Here is a 24442-nt window from a genome sequence, read left to right as displayed (position 1 = left end):
AAACCTGAAACTTATTAGAAAAAAGACGCGGAGTTCTTGAGTGCGGGCGCATCACCGCCTTTATCCCAATCGCATTCCTTGATGGAACGCACCGTACCAACGCCGATAGCGCGTTCCGTTTCTAATTCAATCAACATGAAAATGCCAGTCATGCGGTTGTGCGCATATAAATCAACCGGAATGGGCAACGCCGCAAAGATGCACGTATCAACAATCGGGCCATTTACAGCGCCTTGTCGTACCTCCACCTGTTCTTCGCGGTTATGAATCTTGAGCGTGCACTGAACATCGCCGCGCCCTGCAAAGCTGGGGTCAAGCCACAATACGCTCCCCACAAAACTTTCGGTTGAAGTGATCGGCGCACTGGCCGGATAAAGCACATTACCGCGTGCAATATCCACATCATCATCCGTGACCAAAGTTACGGCCTGACCTGCGCTTACTTCCTTGACTTGTTTGCCACTGTGATAGATACGTGAAATGCCGATGGTGCTGCTTGTACCTGCGACCTGTAATTTATCGCCTTCCTTCACCACACCGCCATTCAGCATGCCTTGATAGCCCCGGCGGTCTTCAAACCGGATAACCGATTGAACAGGCAACCGCACGCCTTGCAGGGATGATGTTTGCACCTGCACCTTTTGCAAGTAATCCATCATCGTCTCGCCCTTATACCACGGCATATTTGTGGTTTTCTTAAATACATTATCACCTGCAATTGCGCTAACGGGAATAAAAGTCAGTGACAGGTTTGGAACATCCGCCATCTGGTCGCGGTAATCCTTTTCAATAGCCTTGAACTTGGTTTCAGAATAACCGACTAAATCCATTTTGTTGGCGACGATTACGAATTGGCGAATGCCAAAAAACGCTGCAATTTTGCTGTGGCGAATGGTTTGCTCGCGTACGCCATGTGCGGCATCCACCAAAATCAGCGCCACATCGCTATTGGCCGCAGCAACCGCCATATTACGCACATATTGAACGTGCCCTGGTGTGTCGGCAATACGGAAATGGCGTCCGCCAAAACGGAAATAGCGGTATGCAGCATCAATAGTAATACCTTGACTACGTTCATCTTCCAAACCATCCAGCAATCGGGAATAATCCAGCACGCCGTCGACCATTGCTCCTTCCGCTTGGTCTTCAGGGATAGCGCCAACATCATACAATAACCGACCGATGAGGGTTGATTTGCCATCATCCACATGGCCGCAAGTTAGAAAGTGAAGTGTGTCTCTGCTAATCATTAGAAATATCCCTGTTTCTTTTTCTTTTCCATCGATGCAGCGCTGTCCTTGTCGATCAAGCGCCCTGCGCGTTCGGAAATGCGCTGGTCTTCAAGTTCAGCAATTACTTTGTCCAGCGTGTCCGCTTCGGATTCAATCGCGCCGGTAAGTGGGTAACAGCCCAGCGTACGGAAGCGGATTTTTTTCATAATCGGCTTTTCGCCTTCTTCAAAGACAAAGCGGTCATCATCCACCATGATGATCTGTCCGTCACGGATGACCACAGGCCGTTCCTTCGCGAAATATAAGGGCACCATGGGGATGTTTTCCGCCTTGATATATTGCCACACATCATATTCCGTCCAGTTCGAAAGCGGTGCAACACGCATGCTATGGTGTTCCGGCAAGCGGGTATTGAATAGTAAGCCGAATTCAGGGCGCTGGTTTTTGGGGTCCCAGGCATGGAAGCGGTTACGAAGGGAGAAAATGCGTTCCTTGGCGCGTGACTTCTCTTCGTCACGGCGCGCGCCGATGAAGATGAAATCGAATTTGAACTGGTTCAGCGCCATTTTAAGCGCATCGGTCTTCATGATTTGGGTATGCATGCGTGTACCGACCGTGAATGGGCTGATATTCTCCGCTTCACCACGCGGGTTCTTGAACACATGCAGCTTCAAACCCAAATCCTTGGCAATCGTATCACGGAACTGGATCATCTCGCGGAATTTCCAGCGCGTATCGACATGCAACATCGGTAAGGGTGGTTTCACCGGATAGTATGCTTTCATAATCAGATGCAATAACGCGCCGCTGTCTTTGCCGATGGAGTAAAGAAACACAGGGTTTTGCGCAGATGCGACCGCTTCACGAATAATGGTAATTGCTTCTTCTTCAAGATACTGTAAGTGAGGTGTTAGCGTACTCATGCCGCTGCTCCTGATTGGATGGTTCGGTAAATAAAATCGCCAAAGCGTTCGCTTGGCTGACGGTTCTTGGCGTAATCGGCAAACAGCCCATCAAGCGTTTGTAAAATCTGCGCTTCATCAAGGCTTTCCTTATAAAGGCGGTTCAGACGTGTACCCGTTGAATTACCGCCCAGATATAGATTGTATTGGCCGAGCGCCTTGCCGATGAAACCGATTTCAGCCGCCCATGGGCGTGCGCAACCATTCGGGCAACCGGTCATGCGGATGCTAAATGGGTCCTTTTCCAATTTGTGTTTAGCCAGCAACCCTTCCACTTTGGTAATCAAGGTTGGTAGATAACGCTGTGCTTCTGCCAAAGCCAAACCACAGGTATTGAGCGCCACACATGCCAATGCATCCTTGCGGATATTCGAAAACTTACTCTCATCAATCCCATGTTTTGCTAAAATCATATCGATGGCGCCTTTATTCTTTTGCTCGATATAGGTCAGCATGATGTTCTGATTACCGGTGAAACGAAACTGACAAAAGCCGGTATCTGCACATTCCTTCAATGCGGTTTTAATCGCATAGCCCGGCAAATCCATCACACGGCCACTTTCTACAAAAATGGTGCGGAAATACAGACCATCCTTGCCTTGCTGCCAGCCGTAATGGTCAACCCGTTCGATAAATTTGTATGGTTTTTCTGCGCCGAATTTGAAGCCCTTATGCTTTTCTTGCATGCGCTTTTCAACTTCGGCCTTGTACACATCAACGCCCAAGCGATCGACAGTATATTTCATACGCGATAATTTACGGTCACTGCGATTGCCGTAATCACGTTGCACAGCAACGATCTGCCACACACAATCCAGCACTTTATCTTTTGGTACAAACCCAATCACTGTGGCAAGTCGGGCATAAGTTTCAGGATTACCATGTGTAGTTCCCATGCCGCCGCCGATGGCGACGTTAAAGCCCGTGAACTCCCCGTTTTCTTCAATCGAAATCAGGCCAATATCGTTGGTAAAAATATCGGTATCATTGTGCGGCGGTGTCGCAATCGCGATTTTAAATTTGCGCGGCAAATAATGTTTCAGATACAGCGGATCTTCTTCAGGTTCATCCCCGGTCAGCTTTTCGCCGTCCAGCCATACTTCTGAAAACGCCTGGGTCTTGGGCAATAAATACTCGGAAATGCTTTGCGCAAATTCGTACACTTCCTCATGGAACTGCGACAAGGTTGGGTCTGCACCCGCCATCACATTACGGTTGACGTCGCCGCATGCCGCAATGGTATCCACACCCAAATCACGGAACCATTCCATGGTTGGCTTCATCTTGGCTTTTACAACGCCATGAATTTGAATGGTTTGGCGCGTGGTGATTTTAATCACCCCGCTGGCATTATCATTACACAGCTTATGAAGGCCGCGCCACTGCGCATCCGACACTTCGCCGCCCGGCAAGCGCAGACGGATCATATAGGAATACGCCCATTCCAGTTTTTTAAGTTCGCGCTCTGCGCGGCGATCACGGTCATCCTGCTGATAGCTGCCATGGAATTTAATTACAGTTTGATCGTCTGCGCTGACAGCGCCGGTGATTGCATTTTCCATACCCTGCGCCAAGGTACCGCGCAAGCCCTTGCTCTTGAGCTTAATCGCCTCAACAGGTGATGGATTACCAGCAGGAGGGGTGAGTTTGTTGTCTGGCATTTTAATACACGTCCTTCACGTAGCGGTCTTGTTCCGAGAGGTCAGCAAGATAGGCTTGCGCGGCTTCTACACTTTTACCCATGTGCTGAACCACAATATCTACAAGTGTTTTTTCAACATCCTCACTCATCGGTGATTTGGCACCGCATACATAAAATGACGCGCCACCATTAAGCCATTCGGCTATTTCCTTGCCATGTTCCTGCATCTTATGTTGCACATAGACTTTCTGCTTCTTATCACGGGAAAATGCGACATCCAGTTTGGTAAGCGCGCCGCCCGCCAATGCTTCCAGCCATTCGGCCTGATACAGGAAATCGCAATGCGCATGTTGATCGCCAAAGAACAGCCAGTTGCGGCCTGTGCCGCCCTGCTCCCCGCGTTCCTGAACGAATGCACGGAATGGTGCAATCCCCGTGCCTGGGCCAACCATGATGATGTCTTTGGATGAATCTTCGGGAAGGCGGAAACGCAAATTACGCTGAATATAAAACTTCACCTTATCGCCAACTTTTTTGCTGGCAAGGTAACCTGAACCAAGCCCATAGCCAGTGCTACCATCTGGCAATGTATGTTTTGCAAGCGCCACTGTGAGATGCACCTGATTGGGGTGCACAGTTGGTGATGAAGCAATCGAATATAAGCGCGGGGTTGGGTCACTGCCATCAGCGGCCTTTGGCAGAATAATGCCTGCCGCATCGCCGGATGCGTAGGGTAATTCACCTTCAAATTCCACTTCGATATGATAGGTTTCTTTTGCTGAACCAATATCGTTCAGCACAATGCTATCTTTAATGGTGCCTTCAACAGGTGTTAAGCGTGTGAAGCCGACATTCGACGATTTGGTGGATTTAGCTGGCGCAGCAGTTTTCGGAACTGCCTGACCAACAAGGGATGACAATGCGGCAAACATCGCATCGCTCCAGCCTTGAACATGGTCGGCATAATCAACATCAAGCAATAACACCGGATGAAATGGTTTTGCGCCGCCCGCACTCAGTGCCTTATCAATATCGGCAGCAGCTTTGCAGAACTCCTTATAGGCGCGATCACCAAGACCAAGCACCGCGTAATTCACACCAGAAAAATTAGTTTTAGATGAATGCAGACCTTCAAAAAACTTATGGGCCATTTCCGGCGGGTCGCCTTCGCCATGCGTGCTGGAAATAAAAATAACCGGGTCTTTAAACGCCGCAACTTCCGATAGCGTTACCTTGTTAATTGGCGAAACTTTCGATTTAAAACCGCGCTCTTTTGCTGATTTTACAAGCCCTTGCGCGACGGCTTTCGCGTTGCCGGTCTCCGTCGCATAGACGATTTGAATGGTAGCCGCATTGCTAGGCGCTGTAACGGTTGCGCCGCCTAAATCACGCGCGCGGCCATTCAAATAGCCGACAATCCACGCGCGCTGTTCAGCGCTTAAGCTGTCCCACAGCCCATCAATCAGTTTTTGTTGTTGTTCATCAAGCATTCGTTGTTTTCACTCTTACTAATTTGCCATCTACCATATGCAATCCGCATTCCTGTTCGCCCTGCTCCCACCACCAGCGGCCCGCGCGTGGATGTTCATCATGCGCAATTGCCCGTGTGCATGGTGCGCAGCCAATCGATGGAAAGCCGTTATCATGCATGGGGTTATAGGGAATATTGTGTTCCTTGATAAATGCCCAAACATCCGCGGTTGTAACATCAACTAGCGGATAGAGTTTAATCACATTATCGCGCGCATCATATTCTGCCGCTTCCAGATTGCTGCGGTTATCCGAATGCTCGCGGCGAAGGCCACTAATCCAGATATCAATGCCTTTTAACGCCTTGCCAAGCGGGACAATTTTGCGAATACGGCAGCATTCTTTGCGATTTTCAACGCTGTTGTAAAAGCCGTTGATACCATTTTTGGCAACATAGGTTTTGATATCTTCTGCATCAGGCGCAAAGGCTTCAATTTGAATCCCGTATTTGTCAGTCGTTGCTTGATGCAGCTTATAGGTTTCTTCAAACAAACGTCCGGTATCCAGTGTAAAAATTTTTGCCGGAATTTTTTTGGTTGCGAGCACATGCGTAATCGCCTGGTCTTCAAATGACAGGCTGGTTGAAAACGCGATTTTGAGTTGCGGATAATCACGAAGCGCGGCAATGCGGTCTTGCCAGCTTAGGCCAGCAAAACCGGTTGCCAATGTTTTTGCCAATACTTCGTTGAGGGGGTTAGACACTCGCCACCTCGCGCGTATTTTTTTCAAACCAGTCTTCGCGTGTCGCGGCGGGTTCGCGCCAGCTATGGGTTGAACGCCAGCGTACCACATCACCGATCACCAGCAGTGTTGGGGTAATAAAATTGGTATCGCCAAAACGCTCAATGAATGTGCCAAGCGTTGCTTCATATTCGGCGTGGTTCGGCGTTGTGCCCTGTTCAATAATCACCGTTGGCGTTGATGGATTATACCCAATCGACAGCAGTTTCTCGATAAGTGACTTGCGCTTCTTGGTGGTCATATAGAACACCAAGGTTTCATCGCGCGATAACTCCAACGATTTCCAGAAACCATCGCTGTATAATGTTTCATCATAATAGGTCAGGAAACGCACAGCGCTTGCGCCATCACGCTCGGTGAGCGGAAAACCGGATGCAGCCGCGCAGCCCAGTGCCGCGGTAATACCTGGCACGATCTGATATGGAACGCCAAGTTTCCGTGCAATATCCATTTCTTCCGCCGCATGCGCGTAAATACCGGGGTCCCCACCTTTTAACCGCACCACGATTTTGTTTTGGCGCAAATGCGTTTCAATTAATTCCGCAATCGCATCCTGCGTTTTAATATGATGATCTGCACTTTTGCCGACTGCAATTTTGGTTGCTTCGCGGCGTGCATAGCGGGTCAGCAAATCCGGCGGGATCAAACGGTCATATAAAACAACATCCGCCTGCCCCAATAATTGCGTGCCGCGCACGGTGATATAATCAGGATGACCCGGGCCAGCGCCCACTAAATATAATGCTGCTCGGGATGATGCTGGCGCTTCGGAAATGGCCTGCGCAAACAGCGTTTCCGCCTTGGCGTTATTACCCTCCACCACTTCCTGCGCAATGCCGCCATCCAGCACTTCATCCCAGAACAAGCGGCGTGCTTGAATACCGTTCAAATGCGCCTTTACTACATCGCGCTTTTCTTTGATCCAGTTCGTTAGCGCCTGCAAATTCCACGGCAACACGTGTTCAATCTTACGTTTAATGGCACGCGCCAATGATGGCGAAACACCGGCCGATGAAATGGCGATTTGTACATCGCCGCGCTTGATGGTGGCGGGAAAAATAAAATCACATAATTCGGGCGTGTCCACTACATTGACGATTTTGCGCTGGTCCTTGGCATCCCTATAAATGCGTTCGTTTAATGCATGATCATCGGTTGCGGCGATAATAATTGTAGCGCTGCTGAGTTGTGATGTAGCGTATTCAGCTTCCACAAAGCTGCCGTCGGTTGCTTCAAGTAAAACTTTAAGTTCGGGGAGAATTTCACGTGCCGCAACATGCACTTTTGCGCCAAGACCTGTGAGTGTTTCGGTTTTTGACAGCGCAATGTTTCCTCCACCAATAATGGTGAAGCGGGTCGTTGGGCCCAGTTTGAAAAATAGTGGTGCGTAACTCATTAAAAACCCCGTAAAGGTGACGGCAAGTTATCGGTTAAATAACTGCGTCACAAAAGCAGAAAATACAAAAAACGGGGAAGTTTTAAGGATGTGTTGCAAGACGAAACGCTTGCAAAACGCTGATAGACTTTCCCGCTTAAAATGCGCATTTTTCAGGCAGATGAAACCATCAAAATACGGGGGGTCTACAGCTTTTATTCGCCGTTCGCTCTATTCCGCACATGCAGAACAACCACTCGGGCGAGGCCAGTTACACGTACTGACGCTGTAGCGCTTTAGCACTTGTTGACGCGGTTGCAAGCTGCCCCTCAAATCCCGCGGCTGGGTTTTACCCCAACGAATGAGCAATAAATAGGCAGCCAATTCCCTTTCGTCAAGAGAAAATGAAAACACATTTGACATTCAAATCCCCAATCAACTAGTATGAATTCAAGAACGCTGTCTCATTAGCAGCTTCTTCGCGGGATTTGATGGAGCTTAAAACCTCCCTTATTGGACAGCTTGCACCGCGTAAAATATTCGCTAAAGCGCATGGCAATCGTGAAAAACGCCGTGGTCCTGATGAGTTAGGAACGGGTTTATGACGAAAGCACATTTGCTTCCATCACCATCGCTGCCAGATTTCGACCCCGCACGTTTGCCCGGCAAACGCGTGCAACTTGGCATACATGAACCCTTGAAACTGGATTGTGGCGGCAGCCTTTCCAACTACTACGTGTCCTATCAAACTTATGGCACACTGAACCCTGATAAAAGCAATGTAATCCTTATCTGCCACGCCTTAACCGGCGATCAGTATGTTGCAGAAAACCACCCCGTGACGGGTAAGCCTGGCTGGTGGGAGATCATGGTTGGGCCGGAAAAGATCATCGACACCTCTAAATATTTTGTGATTTGCGCGAATATTCTTGGCGGTTGCATGGGCAGCGAAGGACCGCGCAGCTTAAATCCTGCAACGAACAAAGTATGGGGATTGGATTTTCCAATCATCACCATCAACGATATGGTGCGTGCACAAAAAGCGCTGATTGACCATTTAGAAATTCCGCAAATTTTCTTGGTCATCGGCGGTTCATTGGGGGGTATGCAAGCACTGTCATGGGCAGCGCTTTATCCAAACCATGTTTTTGCATGTGCGGCGATTGCCACATCATCACGCCATTCGGCGCAAAACATTGCGTTTGGCGAAGTTGGTCGCCAAGCCATTATGGCTGACCCGTTATGGCATCAAGGCCTGTATTTAAAGGAAAAAGAGCGCCCCGCTGCCGGGTTGTCGGTCGCGCGTATGGCAGCGCACATCACCTATTTGTCGGAAAGCGCATTGCAACGCAAATTCGGTCGCCGCTTACAAGATCGCTCCGCCGTGTCATTCGGTTTCGATGCGGATTTCCAAGTTGAATCCTATCTGCGTCATCAAGGCGAAAGTTTTGTCGAACGCTTCGATCCCAACTCCTATCTCTATATCACCCGTGCGATGGATTATTATGATCTCGCTGATGATCTGGGCAATGGTACACTCGCCAAGGCTTTCACAAAAAGCCCAACGCGTTTTCTGGTCGTCAGCTTCACCAGCGATTGGTTATTCCCGTCATCCGAAAGCCGCACATTGGTAAAGGCACTGACCGGTGCAAACGCCGATGTCAGCTATATCGATATTGAATCCGATAAAGGCCATGACGCGTTCTTGCTCGATGAACCGGAATTTCACCGCCAACTGGCAGGTTTCATCGAAGGCTGCGAAGATAAACGCAGCAGCGTTGCAAAATCTGCTGCGCAGCTCTCCAGCGCATTGCCCGAAGAATTGCAAATGATTGCGGATGAAGTGCCTGCCAACACCCGCGTGCTTGATGTGGGCTGCGGTGATGGCACATTATTGAAATGGCTGATCGACCATAAAAACGTGCGCGGTTTTGGGTTGGAATATGACCGCGAGAAAGTTCAAAACGCGGTTGCCAAAGGTTTGGGTGTTATTCAAGGCGATGCGAACGCCGATTTGCAAACTTACCCTGACAATGCCTATGACGTGGTCATTCTAAACCGCACCCTTTCGGAACTACCCCGACCACTGGAAATCCTCCAGCAGCTGCGCCGCATCGCGCCCACGGTCATTGTTAACGTCGCCAATTTTGGCCATTGGCAGGCACGTCTGCACTTTGCCCTGCTCGGGCAATCGCCAAAATCACCGTCTTTGCCCTATGATTGGTACAATTCGCCCAATATTCGCTTTTGTACGCTTGACGATTTCCGCAAATTCGCCAAAGAAGGTGATATGCGCATTAAAAAATCCATCCCGCTTGATGCGGTTGGTAAACCCCTCACCGGGTTGCTTGCTAAACATGCAAATTTATTTGCCTCACAAGGGCTTTACATACTTTCAAGGTAACACGCCACGCTAACCATTTTATTTTTAACTGAAGGAGAAGACTATGACCAACTCGAAACACCCCGAAACACTGGCACTGCATGCAGGCCATCGCAGCGACCCGACAACCGGCGCGGTTGCAGTTCCCATTTACGCAACCACAGCCTATGAATTCAAAGATACCGAACATGCCGCAAACCTGTTCGCGCTGAAAGAACTGGGCAACATCTACACCCGTTTGATGAACCCAACCTGCGATGTGCTAGAAAAACGCCTTGCCGCAATTGAAGGCGGCGTTGCAGCCCTGACCCTCACCTCCGGCCAATCGGCATCGGCATTTGCCATTCAAAACATCGCCAAGGCTGGTGATAACATCGTGTCCTCAACCGATCTCTACGGCGGCACATACAACCTGTTCAAAAACGTGCTAAAGGATATGGGCATCGAAGTGCGCTTTGCAGACCCGGCAGATCCTGAAAACTTCCGTAAATTGACCGATGCACGTACCCGCGCTTACTACGCAGAAACACTGCCAAATCCAAAACTGGAAGTATTCCCGATTGCAGAAGTGGCAGCCATTGGCCGCGAACAAGGCATTCCGCTTATCGTGGATAACACCGCCGCCCCCATCATCTGCAAACCCATCGAACATGGCGCAGCAATTGTTGTCTATTCATTGACCAAGTGGATTGGTGGTCACGGCAACGGCCTTGGCGGTATCATCATTGACAGCGGTAACTTTGACTGGGAAAAATTCCCGCAACGTCAACCTGCACTCAACACCCCTGACCCGTCATACCATGGCGCCGTGTGGACACAGGCCGTGAAAGGCATTGGCCCTGTTGCCTATATCATCAAGGCACGCACAACCTTGCTGCGTGATTTGGGATCGGCACTTGCACCATTCAACGCATTCCTGATTTTACAAGGCCTAGAAACCTTGCCATTGCGCATGCGCGCGCATTGCGAAAATGCGGTGAAGGTAACGGAGTTCTTGAAAAAGCACCCCGCCGTTTCCCGCGTTATTCATCCATCCATCGCGGAAGGTAAGTCCAAGGAACGCGCTGCGAAATACCTGAAAGGCGGAAATGGTTCGCTTATCGGCTTTGAACTCAAAGGCGGTGTTGAAGCAGGTAAAAGCTTCATCGATGCATTAGAACTGGCATACCACGTTGCCAACATCGGCGATGCACGTACGCTTGCTATTCATCCAGCATCCACAACGCACAGCCAGTTGAACGCAAAAGAACAACTGCTGACAGGTGTAACGCCGGGTTATGTGCGCTTGTCCATCGGCATTGAACACCCCGATGACATCATCGCGGATATTTCACAAGCCCTGGACAAAGCTGCGAACGCAAACGTGAAGAAAGTGGCGTAGCTAGTATTTTTTTGATAAAATCAGACGCCCATATTGGCAACAATATGGGCGTTTTTTTTGCTTTGTTATCAATCAAACCAGTTTCAATTTGAGATAATTTGATTTCTAACTTAAGCGCTTAGAAACCAAACATTAAATGACGCGCAACCTATCAAACATAGAATTAAATGATTGTTTGATAAGGAAATTTAAGTGGCGCAAACCGAAGCCGAATGGCTTGCACTGATAGAACGATATAGAAACGGTGATCGTACGATCCCGATTGAGAATATTCATCTGCAAATTGCCGCAGCACCAAATTTTTATTCGCAGCGTTATGCCGCCAATGTTTTAAAAAAACTTGGCGAAGCAAATCCGCAATCGTTCTGGGGAGACCGGGCTGCCAAAGCTGTCATGGAAAGACTTGCAACCCTTCCTTATGGCCGTGATGTTCTGGTTGCAATAGCCAATGCACATCGGCTTAGTTTTGCTCGCACGAATTCGGATAATCTTGATGCTCTGCTTGTCAACCCCGCCAACCAAAGACTTGCCATAGAAATCGCGCGCGCCGACCCGCAAAGCGTGTTTTATAGCTTTGCGCTTGAACGCGCACCACTTGCACACCGCATTCCCATTTTACAGGCCGCAGCGCAACAAAATCCTATTGCAGCGTTAAGGCTGTTTCGCGCAAATGATAACAACGCTGAACAACTAGAAATCCAACGCGCTATAATCGGGGCAATCACACCTGAGAATGCCATGGCGTATCTAGAACGTGATCCCGCTGCCGCTGTTTTTAACCGTAGCGCATTACGCAGCCTTCTATCTGATCAGCAGGTCCAGCAAGCCATGGAACGGGTTGCGCGAACGGATCCAGCACTTTTAACTGGTTATCCCGATATTGTTCGTCAACACAATTTAACGGAAATAATACGTACAGCATCGCCGGAAGTCTGGCAAAACTCCATTTCACGCCATGCCTATTATGTTCTTCGTATGCGTCCAGATGATTTATCCATTCCATGGCCCAACGCGGAAGAAATGTTTAAACAGGCTGCTGCGGCAAACCCAAGAGAAGCACTAAGAATACTGGACGATCAAAGTCACCCCTATCGCGCAGCGGTGATGCAGGCTTTTTCAAGTAATCCGCAAAAAATTGATGCGATAGTAAATGATCGATCCCAGTCCCTTAGGTATTTATCCGGCTACCATTCGATGTTACCTGAAGCTGGCTTGGCACGCTTTGAAACGCAGGTTCTGGAACGGTTAAAGACCGATCCCACAGCCATTCGCGATATTGCGACATATACGGGCCCTCGCGGGGAGCGTTTGTTTGAACAAGCATTCCAACAAAATCCTTATAATTCATTTTTATCATTATCGCGTGAAGGGTTGAGCGGTGAACGCCTAGCCCAGTTCGAACGATAGGTCGAACAGAACAAGGATGCAATTAATCGCGGTCATGTCTCATCAGTCATGGAATCCCTCGTAAGGGATAACCCAGCAGAGCGATTGCTGACACTTGATCAACGCACGGTGAATGGCCGCGTTGTAATTGGCGTCACACCCAATGAACAGCGTATGCTTGAATTGGCCATACCAAAGATCATGGCAGATCATAAACTTAATGAAGCCGACGCGCGGCGATTAGCCAGCGAATACGTGCAGCAACATTTCCGTCAACCGCCAACGACACTTCCAAATCTCTCTGTGTTTCCGGGTAATCGTGTACAGCCCAACACTACAACCTTGATGATTTCGCCAGAAGATCTTTCCGCTTCTACAACCGAAGTTATCAATCGAATGGTATCTCATGCTGCACTTGCTGAAGCTATTCGCCAAAATGGTGGGCGCGTTGAAGTCCTAAAAGGTCCGGATCATCAAGGATCCGGCATCGAGCTATGGACGCGTGATTCATACCTTCGTGTGGGCAATCAAATACTCTTTCCCAATAACACGACCGGCGAATACAGCGGCAAGAAAGATGAAGATATGCGCCGCGATGCTGCGGCACTGACACAATTCTTTGGCCAGCGCGGAATAAAAACAACCCAAACCGACATCCCTTTCCAGGGCGGTGACATGATGGTTGATGAGCAGCGCAAAATTATTTTGTACGGCATGCAGCCTGGCGGTAATCGTGAGCAATACGAACAAAATGCGGCGCGTTTACAGCAATTAACAGGCTATCGCACAGTGGTGGTCGAACGCTCCGGATACCGGACGCAAATCGGTGATGCAAAAGATCAAACACTCTACCATCTTGACCTGATTACATCTGTGCTACCTAACGGACGTCTAATGGTATTTCCGCCAGGCCTAACGGCGCGCAGCATGGAAGACCTTCGGAAAATTTATGGCAATAATATAGTCACGATACAAAATGGCGAAGAGCAAACGGCGGTCGCAAATGCGACCTATGTCGGCAATGTGATGATTGCCAATCAGGTTCCAGAGCGGCTTCGCGCTGAATTGCTGAAACAAGGCATTCGAGTAGTATCTGCAAGCGATATTGGACCAAACATCAATTTTACATTTGGCCAAGGCAGTGTACATTGCCTGACCAACGAAATCCCGACAAGCACACCTAGTGCGACGCCAACATCAACACCAAGTCGCCGGGCTGATGCAGATAAAGATCGCAGCGGGCTACGCTTTAGCGAATTACAGGATTACAAAGCCACGGGAACGCCATCACTTCCTGCGCTTCCGACGGCAAGCATTGCTGCATTACCTACAGAAATAATTACACCTAGCGCTAGCACCAGTTCAACTCCGAGTTCAACACCAACAGCAGTTCCAACTTCCAGTCCAAGCGGATCGCCAAGTTCATCGCCTGCCGCATCCAGCTCACCTACAAGCACACCTACGGTAGCCAAAAAAGCCGCGGCCATAGCTGCACCGGGACGCACAGCTTAGTACACTCCTTGCTCACCATGATTGGAAATCGTTTAAATTTTTCCTAAAGATTTGCTGAAGGTTTTCTTCGCACAAACAGGTGCGAGGTCACATCCATCCGGCCCTTTACCGCCGCCAATCAATACTTCGTCCGAACTGCAAATCGGCGGCATATATTGTGGGCAGGATTCAACGGTTACTTTTTTCTTGCACACGGGGGCGAGCTCGCAGCCATCGCTGCCCATGCCGCCGCCAGCTAATTCTTCATCATCACCGCATAATGGTGGCATGAATTGCGGGCAAACTTTTTGCTTCTTCGCAACCAGAACGCAAAGCTTCAAATCTGCATCACCATACAACTTGGTTCCTGCATATCCTTCAGGACATTCCAGCGCGGTGATGGTTGGCAATGGCTCGCAGCGTACATTGCTGCCGGGGCCTGCCCAATTAAGATACGTGTTTGCATTGCAATCTTGCGGATTTTCAGGCGGGAAGAAAATGGCGCCTTGGGTACCAGTGAAGGCGAATGCATTGCTGCTTAGGCCAATACACATCACCACCATAACCATTAATTTACGAACCATCGATTTCATCAAAATCCCTCCAAAAACCCACTAAAATAACGTGTCGCCCGTATCGACCCTTAAAGCGTAACATCGATGTTTGGTTAACACGGATGCCGAATTACTTTCATTCACATGCGTTTCGCGTTAATCATATTTGACTAATTTCCTGAGCTATAGAACGATACCTTCCATGATTATTTCCTCTGCACTTGATTACCGCGAAGCTGCGCGCCGTAAAGTTCCGCGTTTTCTATTTGATTATGGCGATGGCGGCGCGCAAAGCGAACAGACACTTCGCGCCAATTGTTCTGACCTACAGGAAATCAATCTGCGCCAGCGCGTTTTAAAAAACGTCGCTGATTTATCTACGGATACAGCGCTGTTTGGTGAAAAACTGTCCCTTCCCTTCCTGCTTGGCCCCATCGGGCTTGGCGGAATGTATGCACGGCGCGGCGAAATCCAAACTGCACTTGCTGCGGCCAAGAAGGGCATATCATTTTGCCTATCAACTGTGTCGCTGTGTTCGTTGGAAGAAGTTGCGGCTAAGAGCCCGAAGCCCCTGTGGTTTCAGTTATATGTTTTAAAAGACCGCGGGTTTATGAAAAACATGCTGGAACGGGCACAATCAGCAGGGGTTAAAAATCTTGTGTTTACGGTCGATATGCCTGTTCCCGGCGCCCGTTACCGCGACCGCCATTCGGGTATGTCTGGCGCGTTTGCGCCCGCCAAACGCATGGCGCAAGCAATCATGAAGCCAAGCTGGGCGTTTGATGTTGGGTTGCTTGGCCGCCCGCATGATTTAGGAAATATCAGCATCTATCGCGGCAAGAAAACCAATATCGAAGATTATATGGGTTGGCTTGCTAAAAATTTTGACCCATCTATCAGCTGGTCTGATCTGGAATGGATACGCGCTTTTTGGAAAGGCCCCATGATAATCAAAGGCATTCTTGATCCGGTTGATGCACATGATGCGGTCAGCTTCGGCGCTGACGGCCTTGTTGTGTCCAACCATGGCGGCAGACAGTTGGATGGCGCGCTTTCAACCGCGAAAGCATTACCAGCGATTGTTGATGCGGTCGGAAACAACCTAACCGTACTGGCCGATGGCGGCGTTCGCAGCGGGCTTGATGTGGTTCGCATGTTGGCGCTGGGCGCAAAATCGGTTCTGCTGGGGCGCGCCTATATCTATGCGCTTGCAACCAATGGTCAGGCGGGCGTTGAAAATCTGATTGACATCTTTGCCAAGGAAATACGCACAGCAATGGCGCTGTGCGGCGTTAAGTCTATTTCCGAAATAACGCAGGAAATACTGGTTCATAAGAAATAGGATAATTGAACATCACTTTGCTAATGGTGAATGTACATGCTCGGGCCGCACCCCAAATCCCATAAGCCGCGCCATAAAACCCTGTAATAACGGAACGGCATCAATAATGCGGATCATCAGCGGAATTTTATATGAAGCACCTTGCTTCAATACAGGGCTGATGACGTTATTCTGCATGACCACCTGTAATTGCTGTGTAAACAAAACTGGCCATTCGCGCCGCTGACGTACCTTATCCAGCTCGTGTTCACTAAGCACACCGCTACGTGCCAGTTTGCTGGCCAGAATATTGGCGGTTGCAACCGCATCCTGCACGGCAAGGTTTACGCCCACCCCACCAATCGGTGACATGGCATGGGCAGCATCGCCAATGCACAACAAGCCCGGGCGCGTCCAGCGTTTCAAGCGATTAATTGCCACGGTGAGTAGCTTTACATCTTCCCATGATTTCACATCTGTATGGGTATTCTTCAAAATTGGCACCATGCTGATGACTTCGTTCCGAAATGCATCCAGCCCACGCGCTTTCACCGCTTCAAATTGCCCTTTGGGAATGACATAGGCGCATTGCCAGTAATCCCCGCGGTCAAAAGTTACCATCATTTTCCCTGCATCCATCCGCGCGAAGACATTTTCGCTTTCTACGCCTTTGCTTACTCGAAACCACAACACATCCATAGGGGCGCCAATTTCCGTAACGTCCAGCTTGGCACGCTCGCGTACAATCGAATGCCGTCCATCGCAGCCAATCGTCACATCTGCATGAATATCCACTTCACCATCGGGAGCCATCGCTTTCACGCCTGTCACCACATCACCCGACCATATCAAATCGGTCACATTGGCATTCATAATGACGTTGAGATTTGGAAAGCGTTTGCCGCTTTCGCGCAGGAAGTTCAGAAAATCCCATTGAGGGATAAGCGCGATAAAAGGATGTTTTTCATGCAACCGGCTTAAGTCGGCAATTTGCAACGATGTATCGCCAAACTGCCCAACCATTTTCTGTATCTTTACATGCGGCAATTTCACAAAGCCATCCACAAGACCCAATTCATCCATCACATTAAATGTTGAGGGATGTACCGTATCACCGCGAAAATCACGAAAAAAATCGGCGTGCTTTTCCAGAACAATCGTTTCTACACCCGCCCGCGCAAGCAAATAGCCAAGCATCATACCAGCTGGCCCTCCTCCCACGATGCAGCAGCGTGTAGTAAACGTGGACGCCATGGCTATCCTTCTTGAACTATTCCTTGACTGCTTCCAGCCTGTTTTTGCGGCGGTCTTCACCCTCAAACAGTTCTACGCGTACGCGCCTGTCAGGGCCAACGTAATTTTCGCTCACTACAAACGGGCGCGGCTTTTCAATCACGCGGGTAATACGCGTCGCTAGGCCATCTGCGGAAAACGGCTTAACAAGATATTCCGATATCCCTGCATCTCTTGCGCGTATCACACGATTTTTATGCCCCGAACCAGCAGTCATGATAATCGGCACAAAGCGGTTTCCCGTTTTGGCATTCATGCGAATGCTTTTGGTCAAAATAATTCCGCGATCCGGATTTTGCAGCCAATCGGTTATAATCAGGTCATGATTGATCTTTGTAAACCGTTCAATCGCCTCTTCCGGCGAATAGGCGGCGTGCAAATTCCTGTCTGGCACTTCCAGCATTTTGAGCACGCCCTTGAACAGATTGAACATTTCACGGGAGCTTTCAACGACCAGCACGGAAACTTTGGAAAAATTATATGCCATTACCGGTTTGCTTTGCCTTGTAACGATTGCAAGCAGCAGAAAGTTCCGTGATAAGCGCCGCGCAAGGAGGGGCTTTTTCATCCATCAATCTGGCTTTCAGCACCGCATTAGCAGATGCATGATAGGCAATGATAATTTCCATGATGGTGCTATCCAGCCCTTCAACGGAATCCAGAAAATCGACCACCACATCACTCAGCTTTGAAATGGATGGGTATTTAAAAAAAGTTCCTTGTGCGCGCAGTTGCATAAGCGGGTCAAGAAAACGGGCAAACGCAGAAGGATTGGGATGTATTTTATACTCGTCGATAATGCGTTTTATTTCTTCAATGTATGGCGTTGCGATCGGTATGAAATCCACCGTGTTTTCATCAAGACTTTTTTGCGCTTTGGCCAGCGCTTCGGGCTTGAAACCGCCGCTGCCAACTTTTTCCTTCAGTCTGTTTTTGGTGATAATCAGTTGTGCCATAATCTATCCGAATACGATGGTACGCTAATTAGGAGAGCTATTAGTTTAAGTCATATCGTTAATAATTATGTTAATTGAAGCAGGTGGCCAGTACAATCCGCCGAGTCACGCTTAGTTTTTCAACCGTGGCTTTTTGCGACTGGCAGAACGCGCAAGTTCAATAAAAGCCTTTATATATTTGATATCCATATCGGTTTTCCTGACGCCAAGGAAGATTTGCTTGGCAACGCCGCCGCGCCCCAACCGTACCGGCGTAATGGGAAGCTTTTTCGAATATTCTGCCGCAAGCCAGCGTGGTAACGCCGCCACTCCCCTACCGCTAGCGACCATTTGCAGCATAATATCTGTCGTTTCGATGGTCTTATGCTTTTTCGGGGCAGCGCCTGCTGGCACAAAAAAATGGTTGTATATATCAAGCCGTTCAATCGCGACAGGATAGGTTATCAGCGTTTCATCTGCGAGCTGTTTGGGCAACACAAATTTCTGTTTGGCAAGCGCATGCTTACGGCCAACCACCAATACCTGCTCGTAATCAAATACGGGTTCAAAATGCAGGCCGGGCTTCAATAAAGGGTCCGGCGTTACCAGCATATCTATTTCATAATTGAACAATGCGCCAATCCCGCCGAACTGGAACTTTTGCTTCACGTCCACATCCACATCCGGATAGGCAGCCAGATATGGCGCAATTACTTTAAGCAACCATTGATAACACGGGTGACATTCCATGCCGATACGAAGGCTACCGCGCTGGCCTTTGGCATATTGCTTCATACGTTGCTCGGCATATTCCAATTGCGGCAACATACGATTTGCAAATGACAGTAGATACTGACCTGCCTGGGTTAAGCGTAGGCTTCGCCCTTCCCTGCTCCATACCTGCGTGCCTAAGTGCTGCTCCATCTTTTTAATCGTATGGCTCAATGCAGATTGGGTGAGGTGCAAAGCATCAGCCGCTGCGGTCAGCGACCCCTTGCGGCTCACTTCACGAAGGATATTCAAATGAATACGTTCAAGGCTCATCGGTATGTCCATTTCATTATGAATAAAACTAATTGAATAATGAAATCATATCATTTGTATTCATGGGTTAAAAGCGTAAAATGAATGCACAAATCAACACTAAGTTACTGGAGCGTTTAAGATGGCCCTTACCCATAATCTTGGCTTTCCGCGCATTGGCGCGCAGCGTGAACTGAAATTTGCGCTGGAAAACTATTGGAAAGGCACATCATCCCAGCAGGAACTTTTGAATTCGGGTGCGCAGTTGCGTCTGCTAAACTGGAAAGCACAATCCACACTTGATTGGGTTCCGGTCGGCGATTTTTCATTTTATGATCAAGTGCTCGATACCAGCTTTATGCTTGGTAATATTCCTGAACGCGCGAATAAAATTGGCAACCGCCCGCTGGATAATTATTTCCGTGTTGCGCGCGGCCGCTCTGCAAATGACAGTGAATGCAGTTGTATCCATGCCGGTGAAATGACCAAATGGTTTGACACGAATTATCATTACATTGTTCCCGAATTTACCGCAGACACCGAATTCAAGCTGGATGCATCCATGTTGCTTGAACAAATTGCCGAAGCGCAAAAGGCAGGCATCAAGGTAAAGCCCGTAATTATTGGGCCGATAACCTATCTGTGGCTTGGCAAAACCAAGGGTGGCAGCGATAAACTGAACATCCTCAAACGTATTCTACCGGCCTATAAATCTTTGCTGGAACTATTGGCAAAGGCAGGCGTTGAGTGGGTACAAATCGACGAGCCGGTTCTGGTAACCGAACTAACCCTTGATTGGCAGCAAGCCTTTGTAACAGCTTATCAGAATTTGCGCACCAGCACGCCGCGCATCTTGCTCGCAACCTATTTTGGTCAATTAGAGGATAATCTTGGCCTTGCCTGTTCCCTTCCTGTAAACGGTCTACACATTGATGCAATAAATGCGCCGGGCGAAGTATCACGTGTTGCGGAACGCCTCACACCCGGTAAAATTCTATCAGTTGGCGTAATTAATGGCCGAAATATCTGGAAAACAGATTTGACCTCCGCGCTCGACTGGCTCGAACCTCTGCATAATCTGCTGCAAGATCGGTTATGGATTGCACCATCATGCTCGCTGCTCCATGTACCGGTTGATTTAAACAGCGAACTGCATTTTGATGCTGAAATTAAAGAATGGCTGGCCTTTGCGGTTCAAAAACTAGATGAATTGCAGGTATTGGCAAGCGCATTAAATCATGGCCGCGCCTCGGTGGCTGAAGCACTTTCCCAAAACAAAGCTGCTATTGATAAACGCCGCGCCTCACCACGTGTGCATAATCCATCTGTGAAACAGGCGGTAGCGAAACTTGATACCGCCACAGGCCAGCGCCAAAACAGTTATACAGTGCGCGCACAAAAACAAGCTGAACGACTTAAGCTGCCGCACTACCCGACCACTACCATTGGCTCTTTTCCACAAACCGCTGAAATACGTAATGCGCGCAGCCAGTACCGCGCAGGTAAGCTGGATGAAGCGTCCTATATAAAACTAATGCAAAAAGAAATCGCGCATTGTGTCGTCGAACAGGAAGCGCTGGGGCTTGATGTATTTGTGCATGGCGAAGCCGAACGCAACGACATGGTCGAATATTTTGGAGAACAGCTCGAGGGCTATGTGTTCAGTGCCTATGGCTGGGTGCAATCCTATGGGTCGCGCTGCGTAAAGCCGCCGATTTTATTTGGAGATGTCAGCCGCCGGAAAGCGATGACGGTGAACTGGACAACCTACGCCCAATCGCTGACGAACAAGCCCATGAAAGGTATGCTCACGGGTCCTGTAACCATTTTAAACTGGTCTTTCGTGCGCGATGACCAACCGCGTTCAACCTCGTGTCAACAACTTGCGCTGGCGATACGTCAGGAAGTGCTGGATTTGGAAAAAGCAGGCATCCGCATTATCCAAATTGATGAAGCCGCGCTTCGGGAAGGCTTGCCGCTTCGCCGCGCAAAGTGGAATGAATATCTGAACTGGGCGGTTGATGCCTTCCGCATCGCAGCCAACGGTGTTGCCGATGAAACGCAAATTCACACCCATATGTGCTATTCGGAATTCAATGATATCATTTCATCGATCGCCGAGATGGACGCCGATGTCATTACCATTGAAACGTCACGCTCCGCTATGGAATTGCTGGATGCATTTGAAACCTTCAATTATCCCAATGATATTGGGCCAGGCGTATATGACATTCACTCCCCCAACATTCCTACGCAGGAGCATATCGTACAACTGATGCAAAAGGCAGCGCAGCGCATTCCGCCACAGCGTCTATGGGTGAACCCCGATTGCGGATTAAAAACCCGAAAATGGGATGAGGTTGTACCGGCGCTGAAAAACATGGTGGATGCTGCTAAAACGCTGCGGCAATCCGTACGCAAAGCTGCGTGATATGGATAATTCCAGACGTTTATATCGCTGCAAATAATGCTGCTGGCGCATCACCTAATGCGCACGGGTTTGCATGTATTCCACAAAAAACGGTTAGAACTTCACGCCCCAGAATGATGTCGCGCCAGTGAAGTTCTTTGTATGCTGAACTTCATAACGCGTTACGCCATCAATACCCTTCGATAGGCCGAAGCGAATTTTGCCAGCCGATGTGCTCCATTCACTAAAGCGACGAAGGATGGATGTGGTCGGCAATGCGCCAACGCTATCCACACCGCTATCATATTCGCGTGACGGTTTGCCATAGCTTGCAATCAGCTTGTCGCGAATACGCGCATAATGTTCCTGCATTTGGGAGACATTGCTCATATTATCAATATCAAGAATAAGCGCGCTACGCTCCAGCTTGCCTTGGTTGACGCCTAAAACTAAACGCTGGCGCAAATCAACGGGCAGCAGATTGGCTTCGTACACAACCGCATTCGATGTGGTCACACCGCCTGAAATACCAGCGTTTTTCACGCGTGCTTGCGCATCGCTCTTGCTGATGCCGGGGTCAAGCGTTGCGAGTAATTCAGGGGAAGCTTCGGTTACACCGCCAATATCCGCGCCGGTGACAACAGGGTTGCGGTGTTCATTTGCCGCCATGTTTTCCGTGCTGCCTGCTGGTTTGAAGAAGTGATAGGTATAATACGCGCCAATACGTGTTGCGGTTGTGCCGCCACCAATATCAACTGCGCGGTCAAACACTGCGCCGGTTACGCCGAATTCGTGTTCATCCCGTGTGTAACGGTAATCAAGGCTCATATTCTGTGTACGGTCATCCGTCTGGCCCGTCACCGAACGGTCTTGGAACAATACATTATATCCAAAATCTAAACTGTGGTTGGCGTTGGCAAGATGCATAGCAAAGCTTGGCGCGACATCGAACTGGTTATCAATCTTGCCGGTATAATCGCGGAAGATAAGGCCGGGGTGAATATTCCCGCTCCACTCGTTATAATTGAATGAATAAGTTGCGCCTGCGCCCCATTGCATCATATCGAAATCGCGGTTGATAGCCGTCTGGTCAGCACGGTCTTGGAAGCCCCAGAGCACATTCCCTGTCCAGCTTTCATTTATCGGCTTGCTTGCTTCCGCGGCGATCGAATGCAATTGGAAACTGACGGTCTTGAGCTGGTCTTCAATGCTTTGCTGATAGACATCTACGCGGCCCGATACATCTGGCGCCCACGCGCCAAGGATTGGGCCATTTAATGTTGCACCAAATAATTCGGTATCCTGAATATTGGTATTGGTATGGATGCCATCAGCATAATGATGCGCACGACCACGCAGCGCCATACCATTTTCAAAACGCCAGCCCAGATTACCTTCAATGCCCTGATGGTCAGGCGTAATCAGTGCGTGTGCCGGGCGGAAATCCTTGCCGTAATCTTCAAAGCGGAAACGGTAAGACAGCGGCTTTACTTCCGTGCTGCGACCATTGATTTCGGTATAATACCCCTGCCCGCTTTGATCACGGTTATTGGTTGGCGTATTTGTGTCGCCATTGAAATTGGCAAGCTCTGCTTCGATATCCAGTCGTTCTGAACCCCAATGGATATTATCTTTGTTCCACGCAATGCTTTCGACAACTTGTTGCGCCTTGTTCAGAATAACGCCGCGGCCCATTGGCGGAGCGCCATTTCGGTAGTTGTAAACAGCGTTAAATGCCACACGGCCCAACGTATCGTTTTTAATCAGCCATGATGCGCCCGTTGAATTATCAACTGCATCATCAATACGGCGCCATGACGGATTACTTACGCCCGAAAACAACACAACCGATTGGTCGGTAAACCAACTGGAATCCGGCTGCAATTCAACCTGTGCGCCTTTGAGTGATTGCTGTTCAGTGCGATAGGATAGATTGGCGAAATAATCGCCGCCTTCCACGCGGTACGGCACAGCGCCATTACCGTTTTCATAAAACAGATTGGCGCGCTCCGGCACAAAATCATAATCGCGGCTGCGGTAACGCGAACCGTTTACCAAACCCGAAAATGATGCGCGCATTTTTTCATATGGCGAAAATTGGCGTGATGCGTTGCCATCGAACTCATCATACCATTGGTGCCCGTAATCAGGGTAAGGCGAAGCCGCTTTATTACCATCAACCGTATAATGGTCATAACGCGCGGTGTTATTAAATTGCAAATCCCAGTCTTTATAATCTTCGGCATGCGCCGTGACTGCTAGGGTGACAAGGGATGCAGAAAGGAGAAGCAGCTTACGCATTAAATAGCTCCCTTCTTAATCGGTTGCGTGATTTTTAATATATACTCCACCGTGCCATCGGCTGTTTTGGCAGCAAGATTAGGATCGGTGAATTGAATTTGCGTACGTGCAATCACGCTAACGCGGCTAACGATATTGCTTCCATCGGTAAACTGCTGCAGCGTGTTAAGGTTTTGAATGGCAAGCACCGTTACCTTCGCATCGCGCTGGGCAAAGGTTGAAATCGTATCCATAAGGCGTTCCTTGTTGTGGAACTTTTCACCTAGGTATTTTTCCAGCTGCGGCGTATTCCAGCTCGCCATGATTTTTTCAACCGCCTGCCTGACCAACGCGCGGTCAACCATTTTCAGCGTTTCAACTTCCTGTGCGCCTGCTGGTACAGCGCCCTTGCGGTTGATGCGATTAATATCACGGAATTCCGATGCGCTAGCTGGTAATGTAAGCACCATCAGCAAAGCAAGTAAGATTGAAAAATGGTTCAT

The 24442-nt window shown here is 49.1% G+C and carries 19 protein-coding genes and 1 pseudogene; 7 read left to right on the top strand and 13 right to left on the bottom strand.

All coding sequences use genetic code 11. The features are described 5' to 3' along the window. Positions 1–14 precede the first annotated feature (14 nt). Genes SFW65_05050 through cysG form a run of 6 tightly spaced genes read right to left on the bottom strand, consistent with a single transcriptional unit; the run spans position 15 to position 7503 of the window. Complete coding sequence (locus SFW65_05050; protein ID MDX1922476.1) at positions 15–1250, bottom strand: GTP-binding protein; 1236 nt, start codon at positions 1248–1250, stop codon at positions 15–17. Next, entirely contained in the window at positions 1250–2155 is a 906-nt protein-coding gene (cysD, locus tag SFW65_05045; protein ID MDX1922475.1) for a sulfate adenylyltransferase subunit CysD, read from the bottom strand. The genes SFW65_05050 and cysD overlap by 1 nt, the downstream gene beginning before the upstream one ends. Continuing rightward, positions 2152–3855, bottom strand: a complete 1704-nt coding sequence (locus SFW65_05040) for an NADPH-dependent assimilatory sulfite reductase hemoprotein subunit (protein ID MDX1922474.1) — start codon at positions 3853–3855, stop codon at positions 2152–2154. The genes cysD and SFW65_05040 overlap by 4 nt, the downstream gene beginning before the upstream one ends. 1 nt (position 3856) lies before the next feature. Then, positions 3857–5326 carry a flavodoxin domain-containing protein gene (locus SFW65_05035; protein MDX1922473.1) on the bottom strand — a complete coding sequence of 490 codons (1470 nt, stop codon included), beginning with the start codon at positions 5324–5326 and terminating at the stop codon, positions 3857–3859. Then, positions 5319–6068: a phosphoadenylyl-sulfate reductase gene (locus SFW65_05030; GenBank protein ID MDX1922472.1), complete on the bottom strand. Its 750-nt coding sequence runs from the start codon at positions 6066–6068 to the stop codon at positions 5319–5321. Before SFW65_05030 ends, SFW65_05035 begins: the two co-directional genes overlap by 8 nt. Further along, entirely contained in the window at positions 6061–7503 is a 1443-nt protein-coding gene (gene cysG, locus SFW65_05025) for a siroheme synthase CysG (GenBank protein ID MDX1922471.1), read from the bottom strand. The genes SFW65_05030 and cysG overlap by 8 nt, the downstream gene beginning before the upstream one ends. A 580-nt stretch (positions 7504–8083) precedes the next feature. On the opposite strand from cysG, the pseudogene SFW65_05020 reads away from it, so the two are divergent. The 5 genes and pseudogenes from SFW65_05020 (at position 8084) to SFW65_05000 (ending at position 14144) form a co-directional block, all read left to right on the top strand. Continuing rightward, a pseudogene (locus tag SFW65_05020) lies at positions 8084–9250 on the top strand (homoserine O-acetyltransferase). Next, positions 9230–9886 carry a methionine biosynthesis protein MetW gene (gene metW / locus SFW65_05015; GenBank protein MDX1922470.1) on the top strand — a complete coding sequence of 219 codons (657 nt, stop codon included), beginning with the start codon at positions 9230–9232 and terminating at the stop codon, positions 9884–9886. Before SFW65_05020 ends, metW begins: the two are co-directional and overlap by 21 nt. Before the next feature lie 43 nt (positions 9887–9929). After that, positions 9930–11246: a PLP-dependent transferase gene (locus SFW65_05010; GenBank protein MDX1922469.1), complete on the top strand. Its 1317-nt coding sequence runs from the start codon at positions 9930–9932 to the stop codon at positions 11244–11246. A gap of 192 nt (positions 11247–11438) precedes the next feature. Next, entirely contained in the window at positions 11439–12653 is a 1215-nt protein-coding gene (locus SFW65_05005) for a hypothetical protein (protein ID MDX1922468.1), read from the top strand. 48 nt (positions 12654–12701) lie between these two features. Next, positions 12702–14144 (top strand): hypothetical protein, encoded by a 1443-nt coding sequence (locus tag SFW65_05000; protein ID MDX1922467.1) that lies wholly within the window; start codon positions 12702–12704, stop codon positions 14142–14144. Between the two features lie 32 nt (positions 14145–14176). On the opposite strand, the gene SFW65_04995 is transcribed toward SFW65_05000, so the two are convergent. After that, the gene (locus SFW65_04995; protein MDX1922466.1) at positions 14177–14716 is read right to left on the bottom strand and encodes a hypothetical protein; all 540 of its coding nucleotides are present in this window, start codon (positions 14714–14716) and stop codon (positions 14177–14179) included. Positions 14717–14879: 163 nt separating this feature from the next. On the opposite strand from SFW65_04995, the gene lldD reads away from it, so the two are divergent. Further along, a complete protein-coding gene (gene lldD, locus SFW65_04990; GenBank protein ID MDX1922465.1) occupies positions 14880–16019 on the top strand; it encodes an FMN-dependent L-lactate dehydrogenase LldD in 1140 nt (379 codons plus the stop codon). Positions 16020–16031: 12 nt separating this feature from the next. Here the strand turns inward: lldD and SFW65_04985 are convergent, their stop codons facing one another. The 4 genes from SFW65_04985 to SFW65_04970 all read right to left on the bottom strand — a co-directional run bounded on the left by SFW65_04985 (position 16032) and on the right by SFW65_04970 (position 19282). After that, positions 16032–17252: an FAD-dependent oxidoreductase gene (locus SFW65_04985; protein ID MDX1922464.1), complete on the bottom strand. Its 1221-nt coding sequence runs from the start codon at positions 17250–17252 to the stop codon at positions 16032–16034. Positions 17253–17268: 16 nt separating this feature from the next. Next, positions 17269–17778, bottom strand: coding sequence for a response regulator (locus SFW65_04980; GenBank protein ID MDX1922463.1), 510 nt, complete (start codon positions 17776–17778; stop codon positions 17269–17271). Next, positions 17768–18247 (bottom strand): hypothetical protein, encoded by a 480-nt coding sequence (locus SFW65_04975; protein ID MDX1922462.1) that lies wholly within the window; start codon positions 18245–18247, stop codon positions 17768–17770. Before SFW65_04975 ends, SFW65_04980 begins: the two co-directional genes overlap by 11 nt. 111 nt (positions 18248–18358) lie before the next feature. Then, positions 18359–19282 carry a LysR family transcriptional regulator gene (locus SFW65_04970; GenBank protein ID MDX1922461.1) on the bottom strand — a complete coding sequence of 308 codons (924 nt, stop codon included), beginning with the start codon at positions 19280–19282 and terminating at the stop codon, positions 18359–18361. Positions 19283–19391: 109 nt separating this feature from the next. On the opposite strand from SFW65_04970, the gene metE reads away from it, so the two are divergent. Further along, complete coding sequence (gene metE, locus SFW65_04965) at positions 19392–21680, top strand: 5-methyltetrahydropteroyltriglutamate--homocysteine S-methyltransferase (GenBank protein ID MDX1922460.1); 2289 nt, start codon at positions 19392–19394, stop codon at positions 21678–21680. Positions 21681–21773: 93 nt separating this feature from the next. Here metE and SFW65_04960 read toward each other — a convergent pair whose 3' ends face one another. Together SFW65_04960 and SFW65_04955 are read right to left on the bottom strand one after the other, a co-directional pair. Further along, complete coding sequence (locus SFW65_04960; GenBank protein ID MDX1922459.1) at positions 21774–23960, bottom strand: hypothetical protein; 2187 nt, start codon at positions 23958–23960, stop codon at positions 21774–21776. Then, positions 23960–24442 (bottom strand): hypothetical protein, encoded by a 483-nt coding sequence (locus SFW65_04955; protein MDX1922458.1) that lies wholly within the window; start codon positions 24440–24442, stop codon positions 23960–23962. Before SFW65_04955 ends, SFW65_04960 begins: the two co-directional genes overlap by 1 nt.

It is taken from the genome of Alphaproteobacteria bacterium, assembly GCA_033762625.1.
Taxonomy (GTDB): domain Bacteria; phylum Pseudomonadota; class Alphaproteobacteria; order UBA9219; family RGZA01; genus RGZA01.
This window is presented reverse-complemented; position numbering and strand designations above follow the sequence as displayed.

Excerpts from the sequence above, each read along its gene's own strand:
- SFW65_05050 (MDX1922476.1), bottom strand. The coding sequence starts at position 1,250 with ATGATTAGCAGAGACACACTTCACTTTCTAACTTGCGGCCATGTGGAT.
- cysD (MDX1922475.1), bottom strand. The coding sequence starts at position 2,155 with ATGAGTACGCTAACACCTCACTTACAGTATCTTGAAGAAGAAGCAATT.
- SFW65_05040 (MDX1922474.1), bottom strand. The coding sequence starts at position 3,855 with ATGCCAGACAACAAACTCACCCCTCCTGCTGGTAATCCATCACCTGTT.
- SFW65_05035 (MDX1922473.1), bottom strand. The coding sequence starts at position 5,326 with ATGCTTGATGAACAACAACAAAAACTGATTGATGGGCTGTGGGACAGC.
- cysG (MDX1922471.1), bottom strand. The coding sequence starts at position 7,503 with ATGAGTTACGCACCACTATTTTTCAAACTGGGCCCAACGACCCGCTTC.
- SFW65_05010 (MDX1922469.1), top strand. The coding sequence starts at position 9,930 with ATGACCAACTCGAAACACCCCGAAACACTGGCACTGCATGCAGGCCAT.
- SFW65_05000 (MDX1922467.1), top strand. The coding sequence starts at position 12,702 with ATGGAATCCCTCGTAAGGGATAACCCAGCAGAGCGATTGCTGACACTT.
- SFW65_04995 (MDX1922466.1), bottom strand. The coding sequence starts at position 14,716 with ATGAAATCGATGGTTCGTAAATTAATGGTTATGGTGGTGATGTGTATT.
- lldD (MDX1922465.1), top strand. The coding sequence starts at position 14,880 with ATGATTATTTCCTCTGCACTTGATTACCGCGAAGCTGCGCGCCGTAAA.
- SFW65_04985 (MDX1922464.1), bottom strand. The coding sequence starts at position 17,252 with ATGGCGTCCACGTTTACTACACGCTGCTGCATCGTGGGAGGAGGGCCA.
- SFW65_04980 (MDX1922463.1), bottom strand. The coding sequence starts at position 17,778 with ATGGCATATAATTTTTCCAAAGTTTCCGTGCTGGTCGTTGAAAGCTCC.
- SFW65_04975 (MDX1922462.1), bottom strand. The coding sequence starts at position 18,247 with ATGGCACAACTGATTATCACCAAAAACAGACTGAAGGAAAAAGTTGGC.
- SFW65_04970 (MDX1922461.1), bottom strand. The coding sequence starts at position 19,282 with ATGGACATACCGATGAGCCTTGAACGTATTCATTTGAATATCCTTCGT.
- metE (MDX1922460.1), top strand. The coding sequence starts at position 19,392 with ATGGCCCTTACCCATAATCTTGGCTTTCCGCGCATTGGCGCGCAGCGT.
- SFW65_04960 (MDX1922459.1), bottom strand. The coding sequence starts at position 23,960 with ATGCGTAAGCTGCTTCTCCTTTCTGCATCCCTTGTCACCCTAGCAGTC.
- SFW65_04955 (MDX1922458.1), bottom strand. The coding sequence starts at position 24,442 with ATGAACCATTTTTCAATCTTACTTGCTTTGCTGATGGTGCTTACATTA.